The sequence below is a fragment of the Pantoea sp. GM_Pan_3 genome (assembly GCF_026541045.1).
Classification (GTDB): Bacteria; Pseudomonadota; Gammaproteobacteria; order Enterobacterales; family Enterobacteriaceae; genus Pantoea; species Pantoea anthophila.
The window spans coordinates 118502-143409 of the sequence record NZ_JALNVA010000007.1; the positions used below are offsets into that span (position 1 = coordinate 118502).

21 protein-coding genes and 1 tRNA gene are annotated in these 24908 nt (G+C 57.5%); 13 read left to right on the plus strand and 9 right to left on the minus strand.

Going from position 1 to position 24908, the window contains the following annotated elements; genetic code table 11:
- Positions 1-965 precede the first annotated feature (965 nt).
- From OXR04_RS18425 to OXR04_RS18440, 4 genes are all read right to left on the minus strand, one after another.
- A tRNA-Pro gene (locus OXR04_RS18425) sits at positions 966-1042 on the minus strand.
- Positions 1043-1166: 124 nt separating this feature from the next.
- A complete protein-coding gene (gene eptB, locus OXR04_RS18430; protein ID WP_009088360.1) occupies positions 1167-2858 on the minus strand; it encodes a kdo(2)-lipid A phosphoethanolamine 7''-transferase in 1692 nt (563 codons plus the stop codon).
- Between the two features lie 304 nt (positions 2859-3162).
- On the minus strand, positions 3163-3591 hold the full coding sequence (locus OXR04_RS18435) for an organic hydroperoxide resistance protein (RefSeq protein ID WP_009088357.1): 429 nt from the start codon (positions 3589-3591) through the stop codon (positions 3163-3165).
- 95 nt (positions 3592-3686) lie between these two features.
- A complete protein-coding gene (locus OXR04_RS18440; RefSeq protein WP_046100928.1) occupies positions 3687-4151 on the minus strand; it encodes a MarR family transcriptional regulator in 465 nt (154 codons plus the stop codon).
- Positions 4152-4212: 61 nt separating this feature from the next.
- On the opposite strand from OXR04_RS18440, the gene OXR04_RS18445 reads away from it, so the two are divergent.
- Positions 4213-4809, plus strand: coding sequence for an HD domain-containing protein (locus OXR04_RS18445; RefSeq protein WP_009088354.1), 597 nt, complete (start codon positions 4213-4215; stop codon positions 4807-4809).
- A 37-nt stretch (positions 4810-4846) separates the two neighbouring features.
- Here OXR04_RS18445 and OXR04_RS18450 read toward each other — a convergent pair whose 3' ends face one another.
- Positions 4847-5143, minus strand: coding sequence for an HTH-type transcriptional regulator (locus OXR04_RS18450; protein ID WP_009088351.1), 297 nt, complete (start codon positions 5141-5143; stop codon positions 4847-4849).
- A 731-nt stretch (positions 5144-5874) separates the two neighbouring features.
- Here OXR04_RS18450 and OXR04_RS18455 point away from each other — a divergent pair.
- The 6 genes from OXR04_RS18455 to OXR04_RS18480 all read left to right on the plus strand — a co-directional run bounded on the left by OXR04_RS18455 (position 5875) and on the right by OXR04_RS18480 (position 13089).
- Positions 5875-7473 carry a gamma-glutamyltransferase family protein gene (locus tag OXR04_RS18455; RefSeq protein ID WP_267372573.1) on the plus strand — a complete coding sequence of 533 codons (1599 nt, stop codon included), beginning with the start codon at positions 5875-5877 and terminating at the stop codon, positions 7471-7473.
- A gap of 203 nt (positions 7474-7676) precedes the next feature.
- Entirely contained in the window at positions 7677-8393 is a 717-nt protein-coding gene (locus tag OXR04_RS18460) for a DUF3053 domain-containing protein (protein ID WP_009088346.1), read from the plus strand.
- Positions 8394-8836: 443 nt separating this feature from the next.
- Positions 8837-10771, plus strand: a complete 1935-nt coding sequence (locus OXR04_RS18465; protein ID WP_009088344.1) for a PTS mannitol transporter subunit IICBA — start codon at positions 8837-8839, stop codon at positions 10769-10771.
- A 94-nt stretch (positions 10772-10865) separates the two neighbouring features.
- Complete coding sequence (gene mtlD, locus OXR04_RS18470) at positions 10866-12014, plus strand: mannitol-1-phosphate 5-dehydrogenase (protein WP_267372572.1); 1149 nt, start codon at positions 10866-10868, stop codon at positions 12012-12014.
- 64 nt (positions 12015-12078) lie between these two features.
- On the plus strand, positions 12079-12624 hold the full coding sequence (gene mtlR, locus OXR04_RS18475) for a mannitol operon repressor MtlR (RefSeq protein WP_181161962.1): 546 nt from the start codon (positions 12079-12081) through the stop codon (positions 12622-12624).
- Between the two features lie 102 nt (positions 12625-12726).
- Positions 12727-13089 carry a YibL family ribosome-associated protein gene (locus OXR04_RS18480; RefSeq protein WP_058957163.1) on the plus strand — a complete coding sequence of 121 codons (363 nt, stop codon included), beginning with the start codon at positions 12727-12729 and terminating at the stop codon, positions 13087-13089.
- Positions 13090-13097: 8 nt separating this feature from the next.
- Here the strand turns inward: OXR04_RS18480 and OXR04_RS18485 are convergent, their stop codons facing one another.
- The 3 genes from OXR04_RS18485 to OXR04_RS18495 form a co-directional block, all read right to left on the minus strand.
- Positions 13098-14066 carry a VirK/YbjX family protein gene (locus OXR04_RS18485; protein WP_058957164.1) on the minus strand — a complete coding sequence of 323 codons (969 nt, stop codon included), beginning with the start codon at positions 14064-14066 and terminating at the stop codon, positions 13098-13100.
- 201 nt (positions 14067-14267) lie between these two features.
- A complete protein-coding gene (sodA, locus tag OXR04_RS18490) occupies positions 14268-14885 on the minus strand; it encodes a superoxide dismutase [Mn] (RefSeq protein WP_009088335.1) in 618 nt (205 codons plus the stop codon).
- A gap of 282 nt (positions 14886-15167) precedes the next feature.
- Entirely contained in the window at positions 15168-16508 is a 1341-nt protein-coding gene (locus OXR04_RS18495; protein WP_140029631.1) for an aspartate aminotransferase family protein, read from the minus strand.
- Positions 16509-16714: 206 nt separating this feature from the next.
- Here OXR04_RS18495 and OXR04_RS18500 point away from each other — a divergent pair, with 206 nt between their 5' ends.
- Positions 16715-17491 carry a DeoR/GlpR family DNA-binding transcription regulator gene (locus OXR04_RS18500; protein ID WP_046100923.1) on the plus strand — a complete coding sequence of 259 codons (777 nt, stop codon included), beginning with the start codon at positions 16715-16717 and terminating at the stop codon, positions 17489-17491.
- A 22-nt stretch (positions 17492-17513) separates the two neighbouring features.
- On the opposite strand, the gene fdhD is transcribed toward OXR04_RS18500, so the two are convergent.
- The gene (gene fdhD, locus OXR04_RS18505; protein WP_267372571.1) at positions 17514-18338 is read right to left on the minus strand and encodes a formate dehydrogenase accessory sulfurtransferase FdhD; all 825 of its coding nucleotides are present in this window, start codon (positions 18336-18338) and stop codon (positions 17514-17516) included.
- Between the two features lie 393 nt (positions 18339-18731).
- On the opposite strand from fdhD, the gene fdnG reads away from it, so the two are divergent.
- The 5 genes from fdnG to OXR04_RS18530 are packed head-to-tail and all read left to right on the plus strand — an operon-like array spanning position 18732 to position 24891.
- Positions 18732-21782, plus strand: a complete 3051-nt coding sequence (fdnG, locus tag OXR04_RS18510; RefSeq protein WP_267372570.1) for a formate dehydrogenase-N subunit alpha — start codon at positions 18732-18734, stop codon at positions 21780-21782.
- A gap of 12 nt (positions 21783-21794) precedes the next feature.
- Positions 21795-22694: a formate dehydrogenase subunit beta gene (gene fdxH / locus OXR04_RS18515; protein WP_267372569.1), complete on the plus strand. Its 900-nt coding sequence runs from the start codon at positions 21795-21797 to the stop codon at positions 22692-22694.
- On the plus strand, positions 22694-23335 hold the full coding sequence (fdoI, locus tag OXR04_RS18520) for a formate dehydrogenase cytochrome b556 subunit (protein WP_267372568.1): 642 nt from the start codon (positions 22694-22696) through the stop codon (positions 23333-23335). The genes fdxH and fdoI overlap by 1 nt, the downstream gene beginning before the upstream one ends.
- Positions 23335-24258: a formate dehydrogenase accessory protein FdhE gene (gene fdhE, locus OXR04_RS18525; RefSeq protein ID WP_009088322.1), complete on the plus strand. Its 924-nt coding sequence runs from the start codon at positions 23335-23337 to the stop codon at positions 24256-24258. The genes fdoI and fdhE overlap by 1 nt, the downstream gene beginning before the upstream one ends.
- 21 nt (positions 24259-24279) lie before the next feature.
- Positions 24280-24891 (plus strand): glutathione S-transferase, encoded by a 612-nt coding sequence (locus OXR04_RS18530; protein ID WP_267372567.1) that lies wholly within the window; start codon positions 24280-24282, stop codon positions 24889-24891.
- The last annotated feature ends 17 nt before the right edge of the window (positions 24892-24908 follow it).

Genomic DNA, 24908 nt, shown 5'->3' on the forward strand with positions numbered 1-24908 from the left:
ACAGTTGCAAAGAACGTCAATACAAGGGTTACTTATTTACACAGAGTGTGAGGAATAGCATGCAACGGTAATAAATACCGTTTCCGCACAAAAGCCATACAATGCACAGTGCTGCAGCCCCGATATCCGTGCATTGTGCTGGATGCCAGCTTTATCGCTAGTGATTCTCACCGCTAAAAAACTTAAAACTTTTACCGGCAAATGTTGAATAACTGAACGATTCACCGTGCGTTATGACGTTCATCCAGCGGAATATGCTGGTTTTGATGTATAAGAAATCAGCATGTTGCTGCTTTCGGTCATAAGAAGAACGTGTCGCGAATTATGGTGGCATCTCTGATGTGGCAAGGCCTGCGAGCAGGAAAACGGCGATAATAACGGCTGGCAAGTATCTGGCGCGGCGAATGCCTTTTTCTGGAACTTTCTGGAAGAGGACAGATAAAACGTGAAGCTGTGAAGGACAGGGGGAGCCGATTCGCTGTGAGAGCGCATCTATGATCGTATCTGCTTAGCGGGGAGATCGAGCCTGCTCAGGTAACCCGGTCAGATCGGAAAGTCGCTTAAACCATCCCTGGACGCTCGGCCCACGCCATCCATGGCGTGGGACGCTTTCCTCTTCTGACCGGGTTACCTGCGCTTTAAGTATATGCGCTGCGGTCAGATTCATTTGAGGTCCAGGTCTGAATAGCGTCAGATGCGACTGCAGGACGTGAAGCGAAGGGAGCATACGCCTGTAGCAAAGCATAGCGGGCCAGGGATGGCCCGCGCTGAGCCCGCCAGGGATGGCGGGTTTTGCGTCTTTGCGAAAGGCGTATGCTCCCTGAAGCCGGCTCAGCATCAGCCGCCACCTTTCTGAAACGGAATGCGGCTGCCGGGAATACGTTTCCTGAAGCCCGCTCAAAAATCACTCTTTGCCTTTCAACAGACGAAAAAAAACCTGTCTTTTCAGACAGGTTTCTTAAATATGGTCGGCGAGAGAGGATTCGAACCTCCGACCCACTGGTCCCAAACCAGTTGCGCTACCAAGCTGCGCTACTCGCCGATGGGGGCGCATGTTACTGCTACCCCGGATTAGCGTCAACCGCTTTTTAAGCTTTTGCCGCCGATCGCCTGGAAAGCATGCGGTTACCGGAAATCAGCCGCCTGCCCTCCCCTTTCGTACACCATTACAGCGATTTAGCCTGACTTTTCGCCGGTGCCTGGCACCAGTTATTGGCCGGGTTAATGCCGCCATCTGGCGAGGTATACCCCAGACAACCCAGGATGGTATCGAACAGCTCAACGTGACGATGGGTTCGCCCCACACGCTGCTGCGCCTGCAGACGCTCAAAATTACTGCGGTTCTGGCTGTCTTCCAGATACTTATCGGACGCCCAGACCATCATCGGCACGCGGAACTGCTCAGGCGGCGCCATCTCACGCGGCGTGCCGTGCAGATGCATATTCTCGCTGATCGACTCCCCGTGGTCGGCGGCATAGAAGACAATCGCCTTCTTATCACGCAGCTGATCCAGCACGCTGTCCAGCATGCTATCCACATAAAGCACCGAGTTATCGTAAGCGTTGATCAACTGCGCTTTGCTGCAGGTCTCATCCACCCCCATACACTCCGGCTGATACTTCGCGAAGCTGCGAGGGTAACGCTGTGAATAGAGATAATGCGACCCTTTAGTATGCAGGATCACCAGATGCTTGCCCTTCGGGAAACGATCCAGCGACGCCTTCATCTCAGGCACCAGCAGCATATCATCCACGGCTTTGCCCTGATTGCGCTTCTCAGAACCGATCTGCTCACGGAAGGCAAAGTTATTGGCATTAACGTTGTCGTAGAACCAGACTTCGCTTTGCATCGCAAACAGCTCAGAGGTGAAGCCCAGCTCTTTCATCACCGCAAACACATTCTGCTCTTTCAGCGTACGGCCCGGATTATTCATCGTGCCGCCTTCGCGCACGAACATGCAGCGCAGCGACAGCTTGGTCGCGGTATCACAGGATTCACCCCGGAACGCGACCAGATTTTTCTCTTTCGACAGTTTAGGTGTGGTGTCACGCTCATAACCCAGCATACCCATGTGATCCCAGCGCGTGGTCTCACCAATCACAAACACCACATAGGTATCATCCAGCCCGGCAGGCGCGACGTAGGTAAACTTCTTCGCCGGATCCAGCAGCTCCTCGCTTTGCAGCGACTCATCCATGCGGGTCCAGGCAAACAGTCCGACCGCCGCCAGCCAGTTGGAAGGAAGATAGGAGTGCGCGACCACGCCGCCGTAGCTCGGCAGATCGATGTTCGTAATCTCTTCATTATGCTTCTGCAGCTTGTCGAAATAACGGATTGGCAGCCAGACCAGCGCCACGCAGAGCAGCATAATCAGGGTCGGTTTCAGACGCTGTCCCGGCGTACGCAGCTGCTCATTCAGCGTCATGCTCAGCCGGTTGCGCCAGATCATCAGCAACGGTAACGCACTGACCAGCACCATCCACAGAACGAAGTGGTAGCCGATCACCTCTTTAGAGAGATCGGTGTCGGTGGTCATCACCGACGCCACAATGCCGTAGCCAATCACCACGTTGAAAAACGCCATGTAATAGGCGGCGGCAACAGAAATCAGCACAATCAGCGTGGCGAGCACGCGATAAAACCACTTGCCTCCCAGCGACAGCAGGCGCATCAGGAAGAATGTCAGCAGCACGATCGCCACAACCTCGGTGACCGCCGTCAGCCAGTTCGTGACTGTAGATTGCTTCAGAAAACCGTCAAAACGACGATAGAAAATCGGTAAATTCAGCAAGATACCGAGATAGAGCGCCAGCAATAGCGATAACTTTTGCTGCGTTAGCGTTTTAATGTAATTCATGAAAAAGGGTGTTTCTCCGGTGTGAAGCGCCTGACAAATCTTTAATGTGACTGCCGAAACGCGGCAGAGTTCGCTGAATAAGCGGGCCGGACAAGATGAAGGAAAATTCTGAACGGGTTTATGGGCTATAACGCGAGGTGGCCCAGTAAAACATGGCTGCGTTTGATAGACCAGAAAATAATCTTTGTCGACCTGATTAGCACATTTTTTGTACAAGAGAGATCGTGGCGGACAAACAGAGGGTGGCAGAGCGGAATCGGGGATGGAAAAAGAGGGGCCTGAGAGCCTCAGGCCCGCTGTTCGCTTAGCGAATGATATTCAGCGTCACGTCAATGTTGTTGCGGGTCGCGTTTGAGTAAGGACAAACGATATGCGCCGCATCAACCAGCTTCTGCGCTTCTGCTTCATCCATGCCTGGCAGATGGATGTTCAGGGTCGCTTCGATACCAAAGCCGTTGGGAATAGGACCGATACCAACTTCACCTTCGATCCAGGCATCTTTAGGCATGGCGATCTTGTCACGGCCCGCCACAAACTTCATCGCACCGATGAAGCAGGCAGAGTAGCCCGCAGCAAACAGCTGCTCAGGGTTAGTCGCTTCGCCGCCTGCACCGCCCATCTCTTTCGGGACACCCAGTTTCACGTCCAGTACACCGTCAGAAGAGGTTGCACGACCATCACGACCACCGGTTGCTTTGGCTTTGGCGCGGTAAACCACTTGTTCTAAAGACATGTCATTTCTCCGTTACGCTATTTAATCGCCCGCTACTTATCTGTGCGGTATCAGGCGATGAGGTTTAACGGGTGCCACGCACCCGTCAGCAATTTTTATCGGGACTGGTTCAGGTTATCCCGCAGCCCATCCAGCTCTGTTTTCAGCGCCAGCAGGGTCTCATCGTCACAGGCTGTGGCGCATTTCACCGCTTCAGGAATAGAGGCGGCTTTAATGCGCAGCGCCTCGCCCGCTTCGGTGAGCGTCACAGCAACCTGACGCTCGTCCTGACGGGTACGCTGCCGGTTAATCAGACCTGCGCTCTCCAGTCGTTTCAGCAGAGGCGTCAGGGTGGCGGAGTCTAAAAAGAGCTGCTCGCCGATCTCTGAGACGGTGACATCATCTTTCTGCCACAGCACCAGCATCACCAGATACTGTGGATAGGTGATGTCGAGCTGGCTCAGCAACTGGCGATAGACTTTATTCATCGCCAGGTTGGCAGAGTAAAGCGCAAAGCAGAGCTGCTGATCGACCAACAGTGGCATCGGTTTCACTTTTTTGTCATCTTGATCACTGTTCATGGTGTTTAATATAGGTAGCGCACTAGATAATTGCAAGCAAACTTTTATCAGGGGAACAGGCATGCAGAATTCACTGGAAGAACAGGCGCGTCGTTTCGCCACCGAGGCGCATGCCCGGGCCGGTCAGCGCCGCAAATATACCGATGAGCCTTACATCGTTCATCCGGCGGCGGTTGTGGAGCTGGTCCGCAGCGTCAGCCATGATGATGCCCTGCTGGCAGCCGCCTGGCTGCACGACACCGTAGAAGATACACCGACCACGCCGGGCGATATAGAAGCCCACTTCGGCGCGCGCGTGGCCAGCCTGGTAGAAATGCTGACCGACAGCGCACCTGCCACGGCCAGAAATCGGGCGGCCCGTAAACTGGCGCACTTTCGCCATACTGCCAGCGCCAGTCCTGAGGCGCAAACCATAAAACTGGCCGATATCATCGACAATACCCGCGCGATTGTGCGCTTCGATCCTGACTTTGCCCGCGTCTATCTGGTGGAAAAGCAGATACAGATTACGCTGCTGAAACAGGGCGATGCGCAGTTATGGCAGCAGGCTTCCACCATTATAGAGAGTGGGATCGCACAGCTGCGCGAATCACCCTATAACGTCCCGGAAAGCTGGTTCGTGAAGCAGGCCGCCAAATACAGCGAATTACGCGCATAAAAAACCCGCCAGCGGCGGGTTCTTTTCTGAAGCAGAGTTAGTCGAGCAACTGCCGTCCCAGATAGGGATTGGCATGTAACAACTTCATCAGTTTCTGTGCCGTCGCAGAAGGACGGGTGCGCCGGGCTTCCCAGCTTTTCACGGAAGAAACGCTCACGCCCATCACTTTAGCAAACTCATCAACCTGCATGCCGGTCATTTCGCGCAGGCGCTGTGGCTCTGGCTGAGCGGGTTGCTGACGCTGAATCAGTAAGTCGGCGGCGCGATCATCACGTGTCAAAACAATCTGCTCAAGGCTGCTGAGCAATTCAAACATCGGGTCTTTTAATTCCATAGAGAACTCCTTAAAACTCGCTATGAAGCACGTGAAAGTAGAGAGGTAAGAGCCTCAACCTGGGGCTCTGAAACCGGGCCTGTTACAGGCTGGATCCCGCAAGGGTTTGTTTTTGTTGTTTTTGAAACCACTACGGGACGCAGCCTGCTGTGCACTGCTTTAAAAGGTGTCAGTTCAATGCAACAAATGCCGGGAGACTAAGTATGGATAGAGACCTGACTATTTGCCGCGCAATTTCTCATTATTTTTTTCACTATCTTTTGCCGGAGTTGTTCCGACGCCTCTAACACGCTGAGGCAGCTGGTTTTTGTGCCCTCATAGCGGACAAAAAAATCAAATGCTGTTTGCTATTTATGCGGGTGCCGTCATGCTTTTTGCAGGCATCTTCTCAATTTTGTGAGGCGGTCTGCCTCTTCAGATAGTGAGTGCAAAATATACGCCAATGGTTTACTTCCTGAACACTTATATTCACCGCCTTTATGAAATTAAGAATAGTCCTGGCAACCCCCTGTGCGCGGCCGCGCGGCGGCTCACAGCAGGTTGTGGATGAATCACCTATTCTGCACGGCCAGACATCACCGGATAAAACAGCAGACTCCCTGATGAAACGGTCTCTGCCTTCTGCCGGTGCAGCGCTCCGTCAATGCTGATGCGCCTGCGCGAAAGAAGTGCAGGCGCTATGGCACGCCGATGACGGCCAGACCGGGAGCTGAACTCTCTAAGGAAAAGCGATGCGTGAAACAGATTTCAATGTCGGCTATCCCTCTTATCGCGTACCGATGATGGGACGTAACGCCGTCGCCACCTCCCAGCCGCTGGCGGCGCAGGCCGGTCTTCGTATGCTGCAACAGGGAGGTAACGCTGTGGATGCGGCGGTCGCCACGGCCATGGCCTTAACCGTGCTGGAGCCGACCGGAAACGGCATCGGCAGCGATGCCTTTGCCATTGTCTGGGACGGCCACACGCTGCACGGGCTGAACGCGTCCGGCCGAGCCCCCGCCGCCTGGCATCCTGAACGCTTTGCCGCTTCAGACACCATGCCTGAAACCGGCTGGGAGTCCGTCACCGTGCCGGGGGCCGTCTCGGCCTGGGTCACCCTGGCTGAGCGCTTCGGCACACTGCCGCTGACCACCCTGGCGCAGCCAGCGATCGATTATGCGCGCGACGGTTTTCCGGTTTCACCGCTGATTGCTCAGCTTTGGCAGCGCGGCTATGACAAGCTGCGGGATCAGCCTGGCTTCAGCCGCTGCTTTGCGCCGCAGGGCCGCCCGCCGCGCGCGGGTGACATTTTCCGCAACCCGGCGCAGGCCACCACCCTGCAGGCGATCGCTGAGAGTCGGGGAGAGAGTTTTTATCGCGGTGAACTGGCGCAGAAGATGGCAGACTTTGCCCGCGAGCATGGCGCAGCCCTGACGCTGGAGGATTTGAAAAATCATCGCGCCGACTGGGTCACCCTGCTCTCCCATCCGTTTGCTGGCGGATCGGTTCAGGAGTTGCCGCCTAACGGTCAGGGCATCGCCACCCTGATTGCGCTCGGCATCCTGGAGGAGTGGGAGATTCATCGCTACGCGCCCGATTCTCCGCAGTGGCTGCATCTGTCGATTGAGGCGATGAAGCTGGCGCTGGTCGATCTGGAGCGCTATGTCACCGATGAAGATCACCTCGAATTTCCGGCTGACCGCCTGCTGAGCAGCGACTACCTCCGCCAGCGCGCCGCGCTGATTGACCCCGGCCAGGCGGGCGATTTTCGCTTTGGGTCGCCGCAGCAAAGCGGCACCGTTTATGTGGCCACCGGCGATGCCAGCGGCATGATGGTTTCATTTATTCAGTCTAACTACATGGGATTTGGCTCCGGGGTGGTGGTGCCTGACACGGGCATCAGCCTGCAGAACCGGGGTGCCGGTTTTTCACTCGACCCCTCTCATCCCAACCTTGTGGCGGGGGGTAAGCGCCCCTTCCATACCATCATTCCGGCCTTTGCGCGGGATGAGCAGGGCCAGCCGCTGATGGCGTTTGGCGTAATGGGCGGCCCGATGCAGGCGCAGGGGCATGTCCAGCTGGCGCTGCGCATCATGCTTCACCGGCAAAATCCTCAGGCGGCGATCGATGCGCCGCGCTGGCGGGTGGTGCAGGGACGCGAGGTGGTGTTTGAGTCAACGATCGATCGCAACACCCTGTGCACCCTGCGCCGCATGGGACACAACGTGGTGCTGGAAGATCCGCTGAGCAATTACAATTTTGGCGGTGCGCAGGCAATCGTGCGCGATCCTCAGGGCTTCTACATTGCGGCCAGCGAGAGCCGCAAAGATGGTCAGGCGGTGGTGTTCTGAAGCGAGGTTCAGCCTGCTAAGCATCACTGAGGGCGTGCTGCCCGGCACGCCCTGACGCCCCGGCGCGGAGGTGCGACGGCGCGGGTTGCAGAAAGTCTCTGTTTCACGTGTGGTTTCACATTGTGCCGTGACCAGGGATTGTTCTATTCTTTAGGCCATTCTTACCTGGATATCAGACAGTATCACCGACAGGAGTTGAACCCATGGCTTCAGGACTTACCCGCATCCTGGCACGCAGCGGCATGATGATCGCTGGCGTGCTGATCGTGCTGCAGCTCACCGCGTGCGGTGATAAAGAAGGCGAGCAGCGCAAAGCATTTATCGATTTCCTCCAGAATACCGTTATGCGCAGCGGCGAGCATCTGCCCAGCCTGAGCGAAAATCAGAAGCAGAGTTTTGGCAACTTCGCCAGCGACTACGCCATCCTGTATGGCTTCTCGCAGCAGGCGAATAAAGCCGTTGAGCAGGGGATGCGCCCGGTGGTCGATGAGCTGTCTGCCATTCGCGTGCCGCAGGATTACCTCAGCCGTCGTGACTCACTCCGCCAGGCCACCAGCGCCCTGGTGATCGTCACGCAGCAGATTGAGAGCGCCAAAATGCAGGCGGACAGCAGCAAAGCGACCCTGAAGCAGCAGGATGATCTGAAAAAAGTCTACGACAGCGCCTACAACAAAGTGGTGACGGTGCCTGCCAATCAGTTGATCCCGCTGTTGCCTCAGCTCCAGGCGCTGAGTCAGGGCGCGGTCCAGGCCGGTGACTTCCTGCAATCGCAGGGAACCCGCGTCAGCTTCAATGATGGCGGTGTGCAGTTCCCGACCCAGGAGCAGGCTTCGCAATACAATGCGCTGATGAGCACCGTGTCAGCCAATGCGCAGGCTCTGCCTCAGGCTCAGGCCGCCGTTCAGGCGGGTCTGCAGTAACACTTTTTACGGGCAGGCACCGATCGCCTGCCCCTCTCCCTGCCCCTTTTTTTCCCCGCCTCTTCTGCCCCTGAATCCCCCGCTGACTAAAGTGTGATCTGGCGCATTTTCGACCAAAAATAGTTTGTGATCTCAGTCACATTTACATAACAAACCCTGCCATCACGAATGTGATATTCATCACAGATAAGCCGGTGCACCGGTCATAATTCAGGCAAAGTCACCGTACCAGCCTCTGTATTTGTGATCAAAGTCACGCTAATAGCCCCCGTCCCCACCGCAAATGAGTGATGTGGATCACACTTATTCCGGGCCCTACGCAGTGCCAGATTCGCGTGATAGAGTCCGCGTGCATACAGTAATACCACCGGCTCTGGTCGGGGTGGCTAAACAAAAACAAACGCGCTCTCCTATTGCAGCGCGTCTCAATAAGGGGTGGGTTTATGTCCTCATCAGTCAAGGTCAAAGTACAGAGCTTTGGTCGCTTTCTGAGTAATATGGTGATGCCAAACATCGGGGCGTTTATCGCCTGGGGTATCATCACTGCACTGTTTATTCCAACCGGCTGGATCCCTAACGAAACGCTGGCCAAACTGGTCGGCCCGATGATCACCTACCTGCTGCCGCTGCTGATCGGTTTTACCGGCGGGCGTCTGGTGGGCGGCGATCGCGGCGGCGTGGTCGGTGCTATCACCACCATGGGTGTGATCGTGGGTGCCGATATGCCGATGTTCCTCGGCGCGATGATTGCCGGTCCGCTGGGTGGCTGGGCCATTCGCTCGTTTGACCGTGCGATCGACGGCAAAATCAAAAGCGGCTTCGAGATGCTGGTTAACAACTTCTCGGCCGGTATTATCGGGATGATCCTGGCGCTGCTGGCTTTCCTCGCCATCGGCCCGCTGGTGGAAGGTCTGTCCCACATTCTCGCCGCCGGCGTGAACCTGATGGTGCAGAACAACCTGCTGCCACTGACCTCCATCTTCGTTGAACCGGCGAAAATCCTGTTCCTAAACAACGCCATTAACCACGGCATCTTCTCGCCGCTCGGTATCCAGCAGGCGAGTGAAGCGGGCAAGTCGATTTTCTTCCTGATCGAAGCCAACCCGGGTCCGGGTATGGGCGTGCTGATGGCCTACATGTTCTTTGGTCGCGGCAGTGCCAAACAGTCTGCGGGGGGTGCGGCGATTATCCACTTCCTGGGCGGCATCCATGAAATCTACTTCCCGTATGTGCTGATGGCCCCTCGCCTGCTGCTGGCGGTGATCCTGGGCGGGATGACCGGTGTCTTCACGCTGACCGTGCTGAACGGCGGCCTGGTCTCTCCGGCTTCACCCGGTTCTATCCTGGCGGTGCTGGCGATGACGCCAAAAGGTGCCTACTTCGCCAACATCGCGGCGATTGCTGCCGCCTTCGCTGTCTCCTTCGTGGTCTCTGCGATTCTGCTGAAAACCAGCAAAGTCAAAGAAGATGACGATATCGAAGCGGCAACCCAGCGCATGCATGAGATGAAAGCGCAGTCGAAAGGTCAGGGTGCAGCGGGTGGCGCTATCGCCAGCGATGCCATGAGCGTCGATCTGCATCACGTCCGTAAAATCATCGTCGCCTGTGATGCCGGTATGGGCTCCAGCGCCATGGGCGCAGGCGTGCTGCGTAAGAAAGTGCAGGATGCGGGTCTGAGCAATGTTTCGGTAACCAATACCGCCATCAACGCTCTGCCAGGCGATGTCGACCTGGTGATCACCCACCGCGACCTGACCGAACGCGCCATTCGCCAGGCACCGCATGCACAGCATATTTCGCTGAACAACTTCCTCGACAGCGCGCTCTACAGCACCCTGACCGAGCGTCTGGTGGCGGCAAACCGCAGCGACCTCCATCGTGAAACGGTCAACACCGCCCTGTCAGACAGTTACGATGAAGGCAACGCACACCTGTTTAAGCTGGGCGCGGATAACGTCTTCCTCGGCCTGAGCGCCAGCAACAAAGAGCAGGCCATCCGCTTTGCGGGTGAGCAGCTGGTGAAAGGCGGTTACGTTGAGCCTGAATATGTTGAGGCGATGCTGGCGCGTGAAAAACTGACGCCGACCTACCTCGGCGAGTCGATCGCGGTGCCGCACGGCACGGTGGAAGCCAAAGATCGTGTGCTGAAAACCGGCGTGGTGTTCTGCCAGTATCCGGCAGGCGTCCTGTTTGGCGAAGATGCGGACGATGTGGCGCGCCTGGTAATTGGTATTGCGGCCCGCAACAACGAGCACATTCAGGTCATCACCAGCCTGACCAATGCGCTGGATGATGACAGCGTGATTGAGAAGCTGGCGAACACCAGCAGCGTGCAGGAAGTGCTGGATCTGCTGTCAGGCAAACCGGCACTCGCGTAATTCAAGGCTGTTTTTCCCTGGGGCGGTCATGCCCGTCCCGATTTCCTGGGGCGGGTTTGCCCGCCCCATCGTCATTTGATATGGGTCAAAAATTATGAAAGCGTTACATTTCGGAGCAGGAAACATTGGTCGCGGCTTTATCGGCAAATTACTGGCTGATGCAGGTATCGAACTGGTTTTTGCTGATGTGAATCAGGCGGTGCTGGATGCACTAAACGCGCGTCATGAGTATCCCGTTCATGTGGTTGGCGAGCAGGCCAGAACAGAAACCGTTAAAGGCGTCAGTGCAGTAAACAGCACCAGTGATGAGATCGTCACCCTGATTGCGGAGGTGGATCTGGTTACCACCGCCGTGGGGCCGCAGATCCTGGAGCGTATCGCCGGTAGCGTGGCAAAAGGGCTGGCAAAACGCAGCGACAACGGTAACACCCGTCCGTTAAATATCATCGCCTGCGAGAACATGGTGCGCGGCACCAGCCAGCTGAAACAGCATGTGCTGAAGGCGCTGCCCGAACAGTATCATGCCTGGCTGGAGCAGCATGTTGGCTTCGTGGATTCCGCCGTTGACCGCATCGTGCCGCCAACCGAAGCGGGCAGCAGCGATCCGCTGGAGGTGACGGTTGAAACCTTCAGCGAGTGGATCGTGGATAAAACCCAGTTCAAAGGTGACCTGCCGGCCATTCCGGGCATGGAACTGACCGACAACCTGATGGCGTTTGTCGAGCGTAAGCTGTTCACCCTGAATACCGGTCACGCGATTACCGCCTATCTCGGCCAGATGGCGGGTCACCAGACCATTCGCGATGCCATTCTTGACGAAAAAATCCGGGCCGTGGTGAAAGGCGCGATGGAGGAGAGCGGCGCCGTGCTGATTAAGCGCTACGGTTTTGACGCAGAGAAACATGCGGCTTACATCCGCAAGATCCTCGGCCGTTTTGAAAACCCCTATCTGAAAGATGAGGTTGAGCGCGTCGGGCGTCAGCCCCTGCGTAAACTCAGCGCGGGCGATCGCCTGATCAAGCCGACGCTGGGGACGCTGGAGTACAGGTTACCGCACGCCAGCCTGGTGCAGGGAATTGCCGCAGCGATGCACTATCACAGTGACCAGGACCCGCAGGCGCAGGAGCTGGCTGCACTGCTGGCAGAGAAAGGTCCACAGGCGACGCTGGCGGAGATCTCAGGGCTGGATGCTGACAGCGAGGTCGTGGCTTCGGTGGTGAGCGCCTGGCACGCTATGGCATAATGCGCGCGTGTTAGTGACGCAAGCCGGGCGCAGTTCGCCTGCGCCCAACGGCGGTATTGAACCCATGCAGGCAATAATGGAAGAGAAGCAAGCTTTTGAGAACCGGGTGCTTGAGCGCCTGAACGCCGGTCGTTCGGTGAGAAGCTTTCTGATCGCCGCCGTTGAGCTATTGGCGGAAGCTGTCAATCTGCTGGTGCTGCAGGTGTTCCGCAAAGATGACTATGCGGTCAAATATGCGGTAGAACCGCTGCTGCTGGGCGATGGGCCTCTAGGCGAACTCTCGGTTCGCCTGAAGCTGATCTACGGCCTGGGCGTCATCAGCCGGCACGAATATGAAGATGCTGAGCTGCTGCTGGCGCTCCGCGAAGAGCTGAATCACGACACCGGGGAGTATCGTTTTACCGACGATGAAATTCTGGGCCCTTTTGGCGAGCTGCACTGCGTGACCGCCTGGCCGCCCGCACCGGTGTTTCACACCGACGATGCAGAACTGCGCAGCATGCAGCAACAGCGCTATCTGCAGATGGTGCGATCCACCATGGTTCTCTCCCTCACCGAGCTTATCGCCCGCATCAGTATGAAGCAGGCGTTTAAAAAGTCCGGCAGCTAATCCCGTCAGGCGCCCTTGCGGCGCCTTTTTTGCCTTAACCTGTCGGGAACCGGCGCCAGATTTGGTGTATCCTTGGCCTGTTTTCCTCAACGAGTTGTTGTCATGAAAGAGCAAGAAAAGAACGAAATCAAACGTCTCAGCGATCAGCTGGACGCACTGAACCGCAAAGAGCCGCAGTTACTGGAATCGGGTGATGCCGAGAAACTGGGCGCGCTGCTAAAAGAGAAAGAAACGCTGGTCACGGAAATTGAGCGTCTGCGCAATCAGCGGGTTGAAAAGCTGAGTGCAGAAGCGCAGAAGCTGCAAAAGATGGGCTTCAGCCGCGAAATTACCAAAAAAGAGCAGGCAAATCTGGGTGCGCTGAAGAAAAGCGTGCGCGGCCTGGTCGTGGTGCATCCAATGACCGCGCTGGGACGTGAAATGGGTCTGAAAGTGATGACCGGCTTCGCCAGAACCGCATTCTGAGCCCGCGATCAGGCGGCAGCCTGATCGACATCGGCCTGGTGTTCGCCGGCGGCGGCATAAACCTGCTCCGCCAGCGAATCCAGCAGTTCATAGCGACGGCGATACTCTGCCCGCTTCTTACTGGCGATCTCCTCCAGCGTTTTACGCGGCAGGCTCAGCGGCAGTCTGAACATCCCGTCCGGGCGAGCCTCGCCACTCAGCGACAGCCAGAACTCACTGTAGCTGGCAAAGAACTTATCCCCTTTGCTGTGACGATAACGCAGACTGCGGAAGACGTGCGTCTCATCGCCCACCGCCAGAATAGCTTCCACGCCGCACTGCTTCGCCACAATAAATACCGCTTCCATTAACAGGCGTTTCGGAAAGAGACCCTGCGCCGCTTTGGTCGCCTCGCGGATCACCTCATTATTGATATGTTTCCGCGGGCCCTGTAATCCGCCAATTAATAAGGTGCGCTGGTTATTCTCGTTCAGAATAGAAAAAGAGAGCGAGGCGATCACTTCGTCGTTATAACGCAATACCAGCGTCACTTCACCTTCACGGTCGAAATAACCCGAGCTGCAGGAGAGCAGGAATTTCTCGCCATTTTTACCGGTCAGCATCGCCAGCGGATTATCAGACGCGCTCTGCAGCAGCTGACGCAGCGCCGGATTCGCCAGATTATTCATCAGGGTGTAGTGATCGAGAATGGCCTGTGCGCGGGCCGCAATGCTCATCCCCGAGCGCAGATAGGGCCGGTGCAGCTTGGCTGGCAGCAGTCCCTGGGTGCTCATCAGCAGGGCGCGCTGTGGTAATTGCGACAGCGCATCCAGATAATGCAGCGTAGTCAGCGGCGATATTAATGTTCTTAACACAAATTTCAGCCGGAAGCGTTTACTCAGCCAGAGTTTATCCGGCACATATTTCCCACTGATTAACTGGAAAAAAAGCGAGGCAGTTGAATCGGTCGTGGATTCATGAGTAGTTATAATTGACATAATCAGCGACACACAAAGAGTTAAGCAACGATGTCACTGAAAATAACATGGCCAATATCAACGGCAGGTTAATATCGGACAACATTAAAGCGGATATTTTACGATTTCTGGTTCACTTTGAGACTGCATAAAATAGGGATAAAAAAAACCGGCAAAATAGAATTTACCGGTTTATCTTCATTATGTTTACGTTTGGTTAACTTACTGAGCAGCAGCGAAACGCGCAGCCGCTTCGTCCCAGTTAACGACGTTCCAGAACGCTTTGATGTAATCAGGACGTTTGTTCTGATACTTCAGGTAGTAAGCGTGTTCCCACACGTCCAGACCGATGATCGGGAAACCAGACACGCCGGCAACCGCTTCGCCCATCAGTGGGTTATCCTGGTTTGCGGTCGACACCACAGCCAGTTTGTCACCCTGCTTAACCAGCCATGCCCAGCCAGAACCGAAACGGGTGGCTGCCGCTTTCTCAAATTCTTCCTGGAATTTTTCTACGCTGCCGAAATCTTTCTCAATCGCGGCTTTCAGGTCGCCCTGCAGCGTGGTGCCGGTTTTCAGGCCTTTCCAGAACAGGCTGTGGTTAGCGTGACCACCTGCGTTATTGCGCAGAGGGCCTTTTTTGTCTGCTGGCAGCTGATCCAGTTTGGTGATCAGCTCGTCAACCGGCAGATTGGCAAATTCAGTGCCTTCCAGCGCCGCGTTAGCGTTGTTCACATAGGTCTGGTGATGTTTGGTGTGATGGATTTCCATCGTCTGCTTGTCGAAATGCGGTTCCAGTGCGTCGTATGCGTAAGGCAGGGATGGCAGTGAATAACTCATGTTCTTCCTCTCCATTTAGTGGGTGCAGCACGACGGATTCAGGACGTGCCGCGTAAGCAGTCGAATCATTATAGTTAAATTCATGTAGCGTAAAAGGGTAATCAATGCCCTATAAAACCTAAGGAATTGAGAAATCCGGCAATAGCAACCCGTTGTTTTTACAAGATGCTGTGCCTCACCCTGCCTTTTTGACCCTCTCCGTCCGCCGGACCGGGATGCCGATCCCGCACGCAGAGCAGGCGGTCTGTCCGCCCGCCTGCCGCGTCAGCCCTGACCTGCGGACTACCTGCCCAGCTCGCGCAGCGCGCTGTCGAGTGCGCCGACCAGCCAGTCGATGTCACCCTCCTGGAATGCCAATGGCGGACGCAGTTTCAGCACATTCCCATAGGGGCCCGCGACCGAGGTCAGCACGCGATGTTCACGCAGCTTCTCGATTAAATCCAGCGCCAGGGTTTTATCCGGCGTTTTACTGTGTCGATCGGTCACCAGCTCGAAGCCGATAAAGAGTCCGGCACCGCGCACATCCCCTACGCACTCATAACGATCCATCAGGGTTTTCAGCTCAGCCAGCAGCTTCGCGCCGACGACCCGGCTGTGTTCCTGCAGCCCCTCTTCGGTGATCACCTTCAGCACAGCCTGCGCCGCGGCCATGGCGACCGGATTGCCGCCAAAGGTGTTGAAGTAAGGAATCGAGTCGCTGAAGGCGGCCAGCACATCACTTTTTGCCAGCAGCCCGGAAACGGGGATGCCATTGCCCATTGGCTTGCCGGTGGTAATGAGATCGGGCACGACATCGTGGCGGCCAAAGCCCCAGAAGGCGTCGCCGGTGCGGCCAAAGCCAGGCTGGACTTCATCGGCAATAAAGATCCCGCCGTTGGCGTGCACCACATCGACCGCTTTTTTCAGGAAGCCGCGCGGATTGGGCAGCACACCGTCCGAGGAGAAAATCGAGTCCGCCAGGAAACCGGCAAATTTAATGCCGTGCGCCGCCATGTCATCGATCTGCTGCTGAATCTGGTCAGCGAACCAGTCGCCAAGGTCGGGCGCATCCACCCGGTAGGCATCCGGCGGCATCACCAGCCGTGTGGTGGGGGCCAGCGGCTGTCCGCTGCCCAGCGCCGGGGAAGCGCCGGAGGTCAGCTCACTGGTGCCGTGATAGGCCTCCTTGCTGACAATGATGCCGGTGCCGCCGCTGAAGGCGCGCGCGACGCGGATTGCCAGGTCATTCGCTTCCGAGCCGGTGCACATATACATCGCACGATCGATCGCCGCAGGTGTGGTCGCCAGCAGCGCTTCACTGTAATCGAGGATATTTTCATGCAGGTAACGGGTGTGGGTGTTCAGCATTTTCATCTGCTGCGTCACCGCCTCGATCACTGCCGGATGGCAGTGGCCGATGCTCGCCACGTTGTTATACACATCGAGATATTTATCACCTGCGGCATCCCACAGGTATTGCCCTTCACCCCGCACCAGATGAACCGGTTTGCGATAGAACAGACGATAGGATTCGCCAAGCACTTTGCTGCGTTTATCGGTCAGTTTGCGCGTGTCGCTGTCCAGCGCATCGGCATGTTCGGCACGAAAACTGTTGGTATCCATAATGGTGGAACGCGTGGCCATAATGACTCCCGTGACAAGGATGAAGGAGGAAGAACAGACCCCTCCATCATGCCTGCCTGAAAATAAAATGCAACCAAATACACAAATACAACAAAATACACATGACGCAGGGAGATCGCCGCGTTAAGCTGATGCCTGATTCAGACGGACTCTTGCGCCTCACTGGCGTATTATCCGTGCTCTTCGCGCTTAAAAAGGAAACCGCTATGCTGCAGGAAACGCGCCTTCATCGCATCCGCGCCCTGCTGACCCGACTCAATCAGGTCAGTACCGAGCGCATCATCAGGGAGCTGGGGGTCTCACGCGAAACCGCGCGCCGCGATATCATCGAGCTGGAAGCGCTGGGGCTGGCGCGCCGCGTCCATGGCGGACTGGTGGCGATAGAACCCTCGGCGGAGCCGCCGCTGACGGAACGTCGCAGTACGCAGACCCGGGAGAAGCGCGCGATCGCCCGCGCCGCCGCGCAGTTGCTGCAGCCCGGACAGACGCTGTTCCTTGATGCGGGCAGTACCACCACGCTGCTGGCAGAAGAGCTTCACGCCCTGTCCGGCCTGACGATCGTGACCAACAGCCTGCAGGCCGCGCTGGCGCTGAGCGCCGGAGAGGAAGACCGGCCTCTGAATAATCAGATTATTTTGCTGGGCGGGAATATGTCCGCCGGGGCGCAACAGACGCGCGGTGAGATCACCGTGGGCGAAATCATCCGCTACCGCGCCGACGTGGCGCTGCTGTCGCCGGTTGGCATTGAGGCCGATTGTGGTGCCAGCAGTTTTCATCCGCATGAAGCGGCCATCGCCCGGGCAATGGTTCAGCAATCCGCCGCCTGCTATCTGCTGGCCGATCACACCAAGCTGGGCGTGGTGAGCCGGACAATCTACGCGCCGCCGCAGGCGATCAGCCTGCTGATTACCGACAGTGGCGGGGATAACGGTGCCGAACTGGATGCGTTGCAGCAGGCGCTGCCCCGGTTGATCGTGGTCTAGCGAAGCGGCAACGGCAGGTAATTTAACGCAGCCGCTGCGGGTGGCTGTAGATCGTGGCCCGGCCCGGCTTGCTGAAGCCGACCAGCGTCAGGTTGCAGCGCTCAGCCACCTCAACCGCCAGACGGGTCGCGGCAGAGACGGCGAACAGGATCTCGACGCCGCACATGGCGGACTTCTGCACCATCTCATAGCTGGCGCGGCTGGAGACCAGCAGCGCCCCCGGCCCCCACGCGGCCTGGCTGCGATAGCCCAGTAGCTTATCGAGTGCCACATGGCGACCCACATCTTCACAGCCGCCGGCCAGCTGACCATCGGGCTGGATCCACGCCGCCGCATGGGTGCAGCCGGTTTTCTGTCCGACAGGCTGAAACTCTTTCAGCTGTCCCAGCGCCCGATCGAGCTTCTCCAGCGCAAAGGTCTGGGTAAAGGGTAACGGCGACAGCGGCTTGCCGATCTGATCCAGCTGTTCAACGCCACACACGCCACAGCCGGTCCGGCCCGCCAGCGCACGGCGCTGCGCTTTCAGCGCCATAAAGCGGCGGCTGGAAAGCTCAATCTGGACTTCAATACCGTGACAGCCCGGCACGATGTCCATGCCGAAAATATCGCCCGGCGCGTCGATAATGCCCTCTGACAGCGAAAAACCCAGCGCGAACGCCTCCAGGTCTTTAGGCGTGGTCATCATCACCACATGAGATATGCCGTTATAGACCAGCGCCACCGGCACCTCATCCGCCAGCCAGTCAGGCTGAGCCGTCATCAGATCGGCACGCTGCCAGACCTGCGTTGTGCTGACGCCGGCCTGAATTGTTAAATCTTCGCCTGAGTCAGGCTGGATAGCTTTCAAAAAATAGGACCTGTTGTTAATAAATAATTGCCGGTGCGGCTGCACGGCGAGGGGCTGACATCGTCTGATTTTGCCTGCAGGCCCGGCACAGCGCAAATAAACAGCGGGGCAATTCATGCGGTTTCAGGTGTGCCAGAGGCACAGCCACGGCTGCGGGTGTGCAAAATGAGAAGGGAACCGCTCCGGCATTAACATCCGGGAGCAAATCACCCCCGCCATCCGCGGCTGACGCTGAAAATGGACTTGCAATGCCGCTCTCCCGCCGCAGGTTTTTAACAAAATTTAGAAAAAGAATTACTAATCACTAACCTGTTGACCCTGGTCAACTTACAGGCAATCAGGGCTGTTATTTTGCAGGGCTTCGCAATGGAGCCGGAAAAGAAGAACGATAACATGCAAATTAACAGACGGAGTTTTTTTAAGATCTGTGCGGGCGGACTGGCGGGAACCAGCGCGGCGTTGCTCGGTTTTGCCCCCACCACAGCCTTAGCCAGTGTCCGGGAGTTCAAGCTCATACGCGCCAGAGAGACACGGAATAACTGCACCTACTGTTCCGTCGGCTGCGGCATGCTGATCTACAGCCTGGGGGATGGCGCTAAAAATGCCAGCGCCTCGATTTACCATATTGAAGGTGACCCGGACCATCCGGTCAGTCGCGGATCGCTCTGCCCCAAAGGCGCGGGCGTGATCGACTTTATTCACAGCGAGCAGCGGCTGAAGTACCCGGAATACCGTGCACCGGGCTCTGACACATGGCAGCGCATCAGCTGGGAGGAGGCATTTGATCGTATTGCCCGCCTGATGAAGCAGGATCGCGATGCCCACTTCCAGACCACCAACGCCGCAGGGGTCACGGTAAACCGCTGGCCAACCACCTCCATGTTCTGCTCCTCCGCCGCCAGTAATGAGACCGGCCTGCTCGACCAGAAGTTTGCCCGTTCGCTGGGCATTCTGGCGCTGGAGAACCAGGCGCGTCTCTGTCACGGCCCGACCGTGGCGGCACTGGCCCCCAGCTTTGGTCGCGGAGCCATGACCAACAACTGGAACGACATCAAAAATGCCAATGTGGTGATGATCATGGGCGGCAACCCGGCCGAAGCGCATCCGGTCGGCTTTAAATGGGTCATTGAAGCGAAAACCCGGAACAAGGCGCAGGTCATCGTGGTCGATCCGCGCTTTAACCGCTCTGCCGCCGTTGCCGATTTTTACGCGCCCGTGCGGGCGGGCAGCGATGTCGTGTTCCTGATGGGGGTGATTAACTATCTGCTGCAGCACAACCTGATCCAGCAGGAGTATGTTCGCGCCTTCACCAACGCGGCCCTGATCGTCAGTGACGGCTTCAGCTTCAGCGACGGTCTGTTCAGCGGCTACGATGCCGACACCCGCCAGTACGATCGCCAGAGCTGGCACTATGAGCTGGATGAAAACGGCCATGCACGACGGGATGAGAGCTTCACTCATCCACGCTGCGTGCTGAACCTGCTGAAAACCCATGCCAGCCGCTATACGCCGGAGATGGTGACGCGCCTGTGCGGCACATCGCAGGACGCCTTTATCGCGGTGTGCGAACAGCTCGCGTCGACCTGCGTGCCGAATCGCACCGCCACCATCCTCTATGCGCTGGGCTGGACCCACCACACTAACGGCTCGCAGATTATCCGCACGGCGGCAATGATCCAGCTGCTGCTGGGCAATATCGGTATGCCGGGTGGCGGCATCAATGCGCTGCGTGGTCACTCCAATGTGCAGGGGTTTACCGATCTCGGCCTGCTGTCACAGAGTCTGCCGGGCTATCTGCCGCTGCCCTCCGAGAAGATGACCACACTGGCCAGCTGGCTGGAGAAGGCCACGCCGGTTGCGCCTCTGCCGGGGCAGGTCAACTACTGGCAGAACACCGACAAATTTTTTGTCAGCCTGATGAAGAGTTTCTACGGCGATAAGGCCACGGCGGAAAACCAGTGGGGCTACGACTGGCTGCCGAAATGGGACAAAAGTTATGACTGCATGGCGCAGGCGGAGATGATGGAACAGGGCGCGCTGAATGGCTGTCTGATTCAGGGCTTTAACCTGCTGGCCGCCTTCCCGGACAAAAATAAGGCGGTGCGGGCCCTTTCCCGGCTGAAGTTTATGGTGGTGATCGATCCGCTCAGTACGGAAACCGCCAGCTTCTGGCAACATCACGGTGCGTTCAACGACGTCGACCCGGCGCAAATCCAGACCGAAGTGTTCCGTCTGCCCTCCTCATGCTTCGCGGAAGAGTCGGGCTCGGTCGCAAACTCGTCACGCTGGCTGCAGTGGCACTGGGCTGCCGCCGAGCCGCCCGGAGAAGCGCTGCACGACGGAAAAATTCTCGGCAATCTGTTTATGCGGCTGCGTGAACTTTATCGTCTCGAAGGCGGAGCAAACCCTGAGCCGCTGATGGCCATGCGCTGGGACTACCGCGATCCGTTCAATCCTGAGCCGGAAGAGGTGGCGCAGGAGAGCAACGGTCAGGCGCTGGCCGATATTTATGACGCCAGTGGCAGGCTGCTGCTGAAAAAAGGTCAGCAGCTCAACAGCTTTTCAGAGCTGCGTAACGATGGCACTACCGCCAGCGCCTGCTGGATCTACAGCGGCAGCTGGACGCCGGACGGTAATCAGATGGCGCGGCGCGATAATGCCGATCCTTCCGGGCTGGGCGCGGTCTCCGGCTGGGCCTGGTCGTGGCCGGCCAACCGCCGCATTCTCTACAACCGCGCCTCTGCGGATGCGCAGGGTAAAGCCTGGGATCCGCAGCGCCGCCTGATTGAGTGGGACGGCGCACGCTGGCACGGCATCGATGTGCCGGACTACCCGGTCACGCTGCCACCTCAGCAGCAGGCCGGGCCGTTTATCATGCAGCCCGACGGCATGGGTCACCTGTTTGCGCTGGATAAAATGGCGGATGGCCCGTTCCCGGAACACTATGAGCCGATGGAGAGTCCCCTCGCCGACAACCCCCTGCATCCGCAGCAGCGTCACAGCCCGGTCGTTCGTCTTTTCAGCAGTGACGTCGCACAGCTGGGCGAGGTCGCTGACTATCCCTGCGTCGCCACCACCTACTCCATCACTGAACTGTTCCGCCACTGGACCAAGCACGCCCTGCTGAACGCCATTGCGCAGCCGGAGCAGTTTGTCGAAATCGGTACCGAACTGGCGGAGGAGAAAGGCATTCAGGCCGGTGACAGCGTCAGAGTCTCGTCACGCCGGGGTTATATCGAGGCCAAAGCGGTGGTCACCCGCCGTCTCCCGCGCCTGATGATTGACGGCAGGCCGGTGGATACCGTGGGTATTCCCTGTCACTGGGGCTTTGAGGGCACCACGCGTAAGGGCTTCCTCGCCAATACGCTGACGCCTTCCGTTGGCGACGCCAACTCGCAGACCCCGGAGTACAAGGGATTTTTAGTGAAAGTCGAAAAAGCGTAACGGTGGATGACCATGGCTTATCAATCACAAAATATTATCCGTCGCTCTGCGACCAGTGGCTTTACCCCGCCGCCGCAGGCGCGCGATCACCAGCGCGAAGTGGCGAAGCTTATTGACGTCACCACCTGTATTGGCTGCAAAGGCTGCCAGGTTGCCTGCTCCGAATGGAACGACATCCGCGATGAGGTCGGTCATAACATCGGGGTCTATGACAATCCCACCGATCTGAGCGCCAAATCCTGGACGGTGATGCGCTTTTCAGAAGTGGAAGAGAACGGCAGGCTCGCCTGGCTGATCCGCAAAGATGGCTGCATGCACTGCGCCGATCCCGGCTGCCTGAAAGCCTGCCCGTCAGCAGGCGCCATCATCCAGTACGCTAACGGCATCGTCGATTTTCAGTCTGAGCAGTGCATCGGCTGCGGCTACTGCATCGCGGGCTGTCCCTTCAACGTGCCCCGCATCAATAAAGAGGATAACCGCGCCTATAAATGCACCCTGTGCGTGGACCGCGTCAGCGTCGGCCAGGAACCTGCCTGTGTGAAGACCTGTCCGACCGGCGCCATTCATTTCGGCAGCAAAAGCGACATGCTGACGCTGGCGGAGGAGCGCGTAGCAGAGCTGAAGTCGCGCGGCTTTGCACAGGCGGGTCTCTACAACCCGGAAGGCGTGGGCGGCACCCACGTGATGTATGTGCTGCATCATGCTGACAAGCCCCAGCGCTATCACGGCCTGCCGGCGAATCCGGGCATCAGCCCGACCGTGACCTTCTGGAAGGGGATCTGGAAACCGCTGGCGGCGGTGGGTTTTGCCGCCACGTTCGCCGCATCCATTTTTCACTATGTCGGCGTCGGTCCGAATCGCGTCACCGACGCGCACGACAGTGACGACGATCAGCAAAGGGAGGATAAATAATGAACAAGTCCGATCGTCTGGTGCGCTACCGCGCACCGGAACGCATTAATCACTGGATCGTCGCAATCTGCTTTGTCATCACGGCCTTAAGCGGTCTGGGGTTTTTCTTTCCCTCCTTCAACTGGCTGATGCAGATATTCGGCACGCCACAACTGGCGCGTATTCTGCATCCTTTCACCGGTGTGGTGATGTTTGCCGCTTTTATGCTGATGTTTTTGCGCTACTGGAAAGAGAACCTGATCAATCGTGATGACCTCTGCTGGGCCAGAAATATTCACCGGATTGCACGCAATGAAGAGGTGGGTGATACCGGTAAATATAACTTTGGTCAGAAGTGTGTGTTCTGGGCTGCTATCATCAGCTTAGTCCTGCTGCTTGCCAGCGGCATTGTGATCTGGCGACCTTACTTTGCTGATGCCTTCGCCATTCCGCTGATTCGTCTGGCACTGGTGGTGCATTCGGTGTCAGCAGTGGTACTGATCATCGTCATCATGGTGCATGTTTATGCTGCACTGTGGGTCAAAGGCACACTGACCGCGATGGTTGAGGGCTGGGTCAGCACCGACTGGGCCATACATCACCATCCCCGCTGGTTTCGTGAGCAGCGTAAACTGCCAGAAAAACAGGATAAACGCCCCTGATGAGTATTCGCATAATCCCGCAAGATCAGCTGGAGAAAGGCGAAAAGAAGACGGCGGAGAGGATTCCGCCGTTACTTTTTCCACGGCTGAAAAATTTATACAGCCGTCGTGCTGCGCGACTGCGCGACCTGGCGGCGAAAAATCCACTCGGCGACTATCTGCGCTTTGCGGCAACGATCGCCGAAGCGCAGGAGATTGTGCTGTATGACCACCCGCTGCACATCGATCTGCATGCCCGACTGACGCAGAGCGCCAGCGAGGGTAAGCCGCCGCTGAACATCCACACCCTGCCGCGCGATCCGCACTGGCAGCGGCTGCTGCACTCGCTGATTGCCGAACTGAAGCCGGAGATGAGCGGTCAGGCGCTGGCGGTGCTGGAGAATCTGGAAAAGGCCTCCGCCACCGAGCTGGAGACGCTGGCCAGTGCGCTGTTTACCGGCGATTATGCGCAGGTCAGCAGCGACAGAGCGCCCTTTATCTGGGCGGCTCTCTCGCTCTACTGGGCGCAGATGGCGGCCCTGATCCCGGGCAAAGCGCGGGCGGAGATGGGCGATCAGCGGCAGTTCTGTCCGGTGTGCGCCAGTATGCCGGTCGCCAGCGTGGTCCATATGGGCAGTGATGAGGGCGCGCGTTACCTGCACTGTAATCTGTGCGAAAGTGAATGGCATGTAGTACGCAGTAAATGTACCCAGTGCGAGCAGTCCCGCGATCTGCACTACTGGTCGCTCAACAGCGAGCTGGCGGCGGTGAAGGCAGAGAGCTGCGGCGACTGTGGCACCTACCTGAAGATGCTCTATCAGGAGAAAGATCCGGCCATCGAACCGGTGGCCGACGATCTGGCATCTCTGATACTGGATGCCCGGATGGAGCAGGAAGGTTTTGCTCGCAGCAGTCTCAACCCCTTTATGTTTCCTGGCGAATAGGCGATGAATCCGGAGAACCCGATGAAACTGATTGGCAGCTATACCAGCCCGTTTGTGCGTAAGATTTCGATTATCATGCTGGAAAAAGGCATTACGTTTGAATTCGTCAACGCCTCGCCCTACGGCGATGACAGCCACGTACCGCACTACAATCCGCTGGGCAAAGTCCCGGCGCTGGTCGCTGACGATAAGCAAATCTGGTTCGACTCCAGCATCATCGCGGAATTTCTGGAACTGCGCGGGGCAGAGCCTGCCCTGCTGCCTGCTGATCCGCTTGCGTCGCTTAACATCCGTCAGCTGGAGAAGCTGGCGGATGGCATCTGCGATGCCGCGCTGGTGATCGTGCGCGAGCAGCTGCGGCCGGGGGATTTGCAGTCAGAGGAGGTGCTGGTGCGCAATCGGGAAAAGATTCAGCGCAGCCTCGACATGCTGGAAGCGAAAGCCGCAGAGGGAAAATGGCTCAACAACGGTCAGCTCAATCTGGCGGATATCGCCACCGGCTGCATGATTGGCTATCTCAATTTCCGCCGCGTGGTGCCTAACTGGTGTGTTGAGCGTCCGGCACTGGTGAAGCTGGCGGAAACGCTGTTTCAGCGTGAGAGCTTTGCAATGACAACGCCGCCTGCGGCGTGAGGGTGCTGTAGAGGACA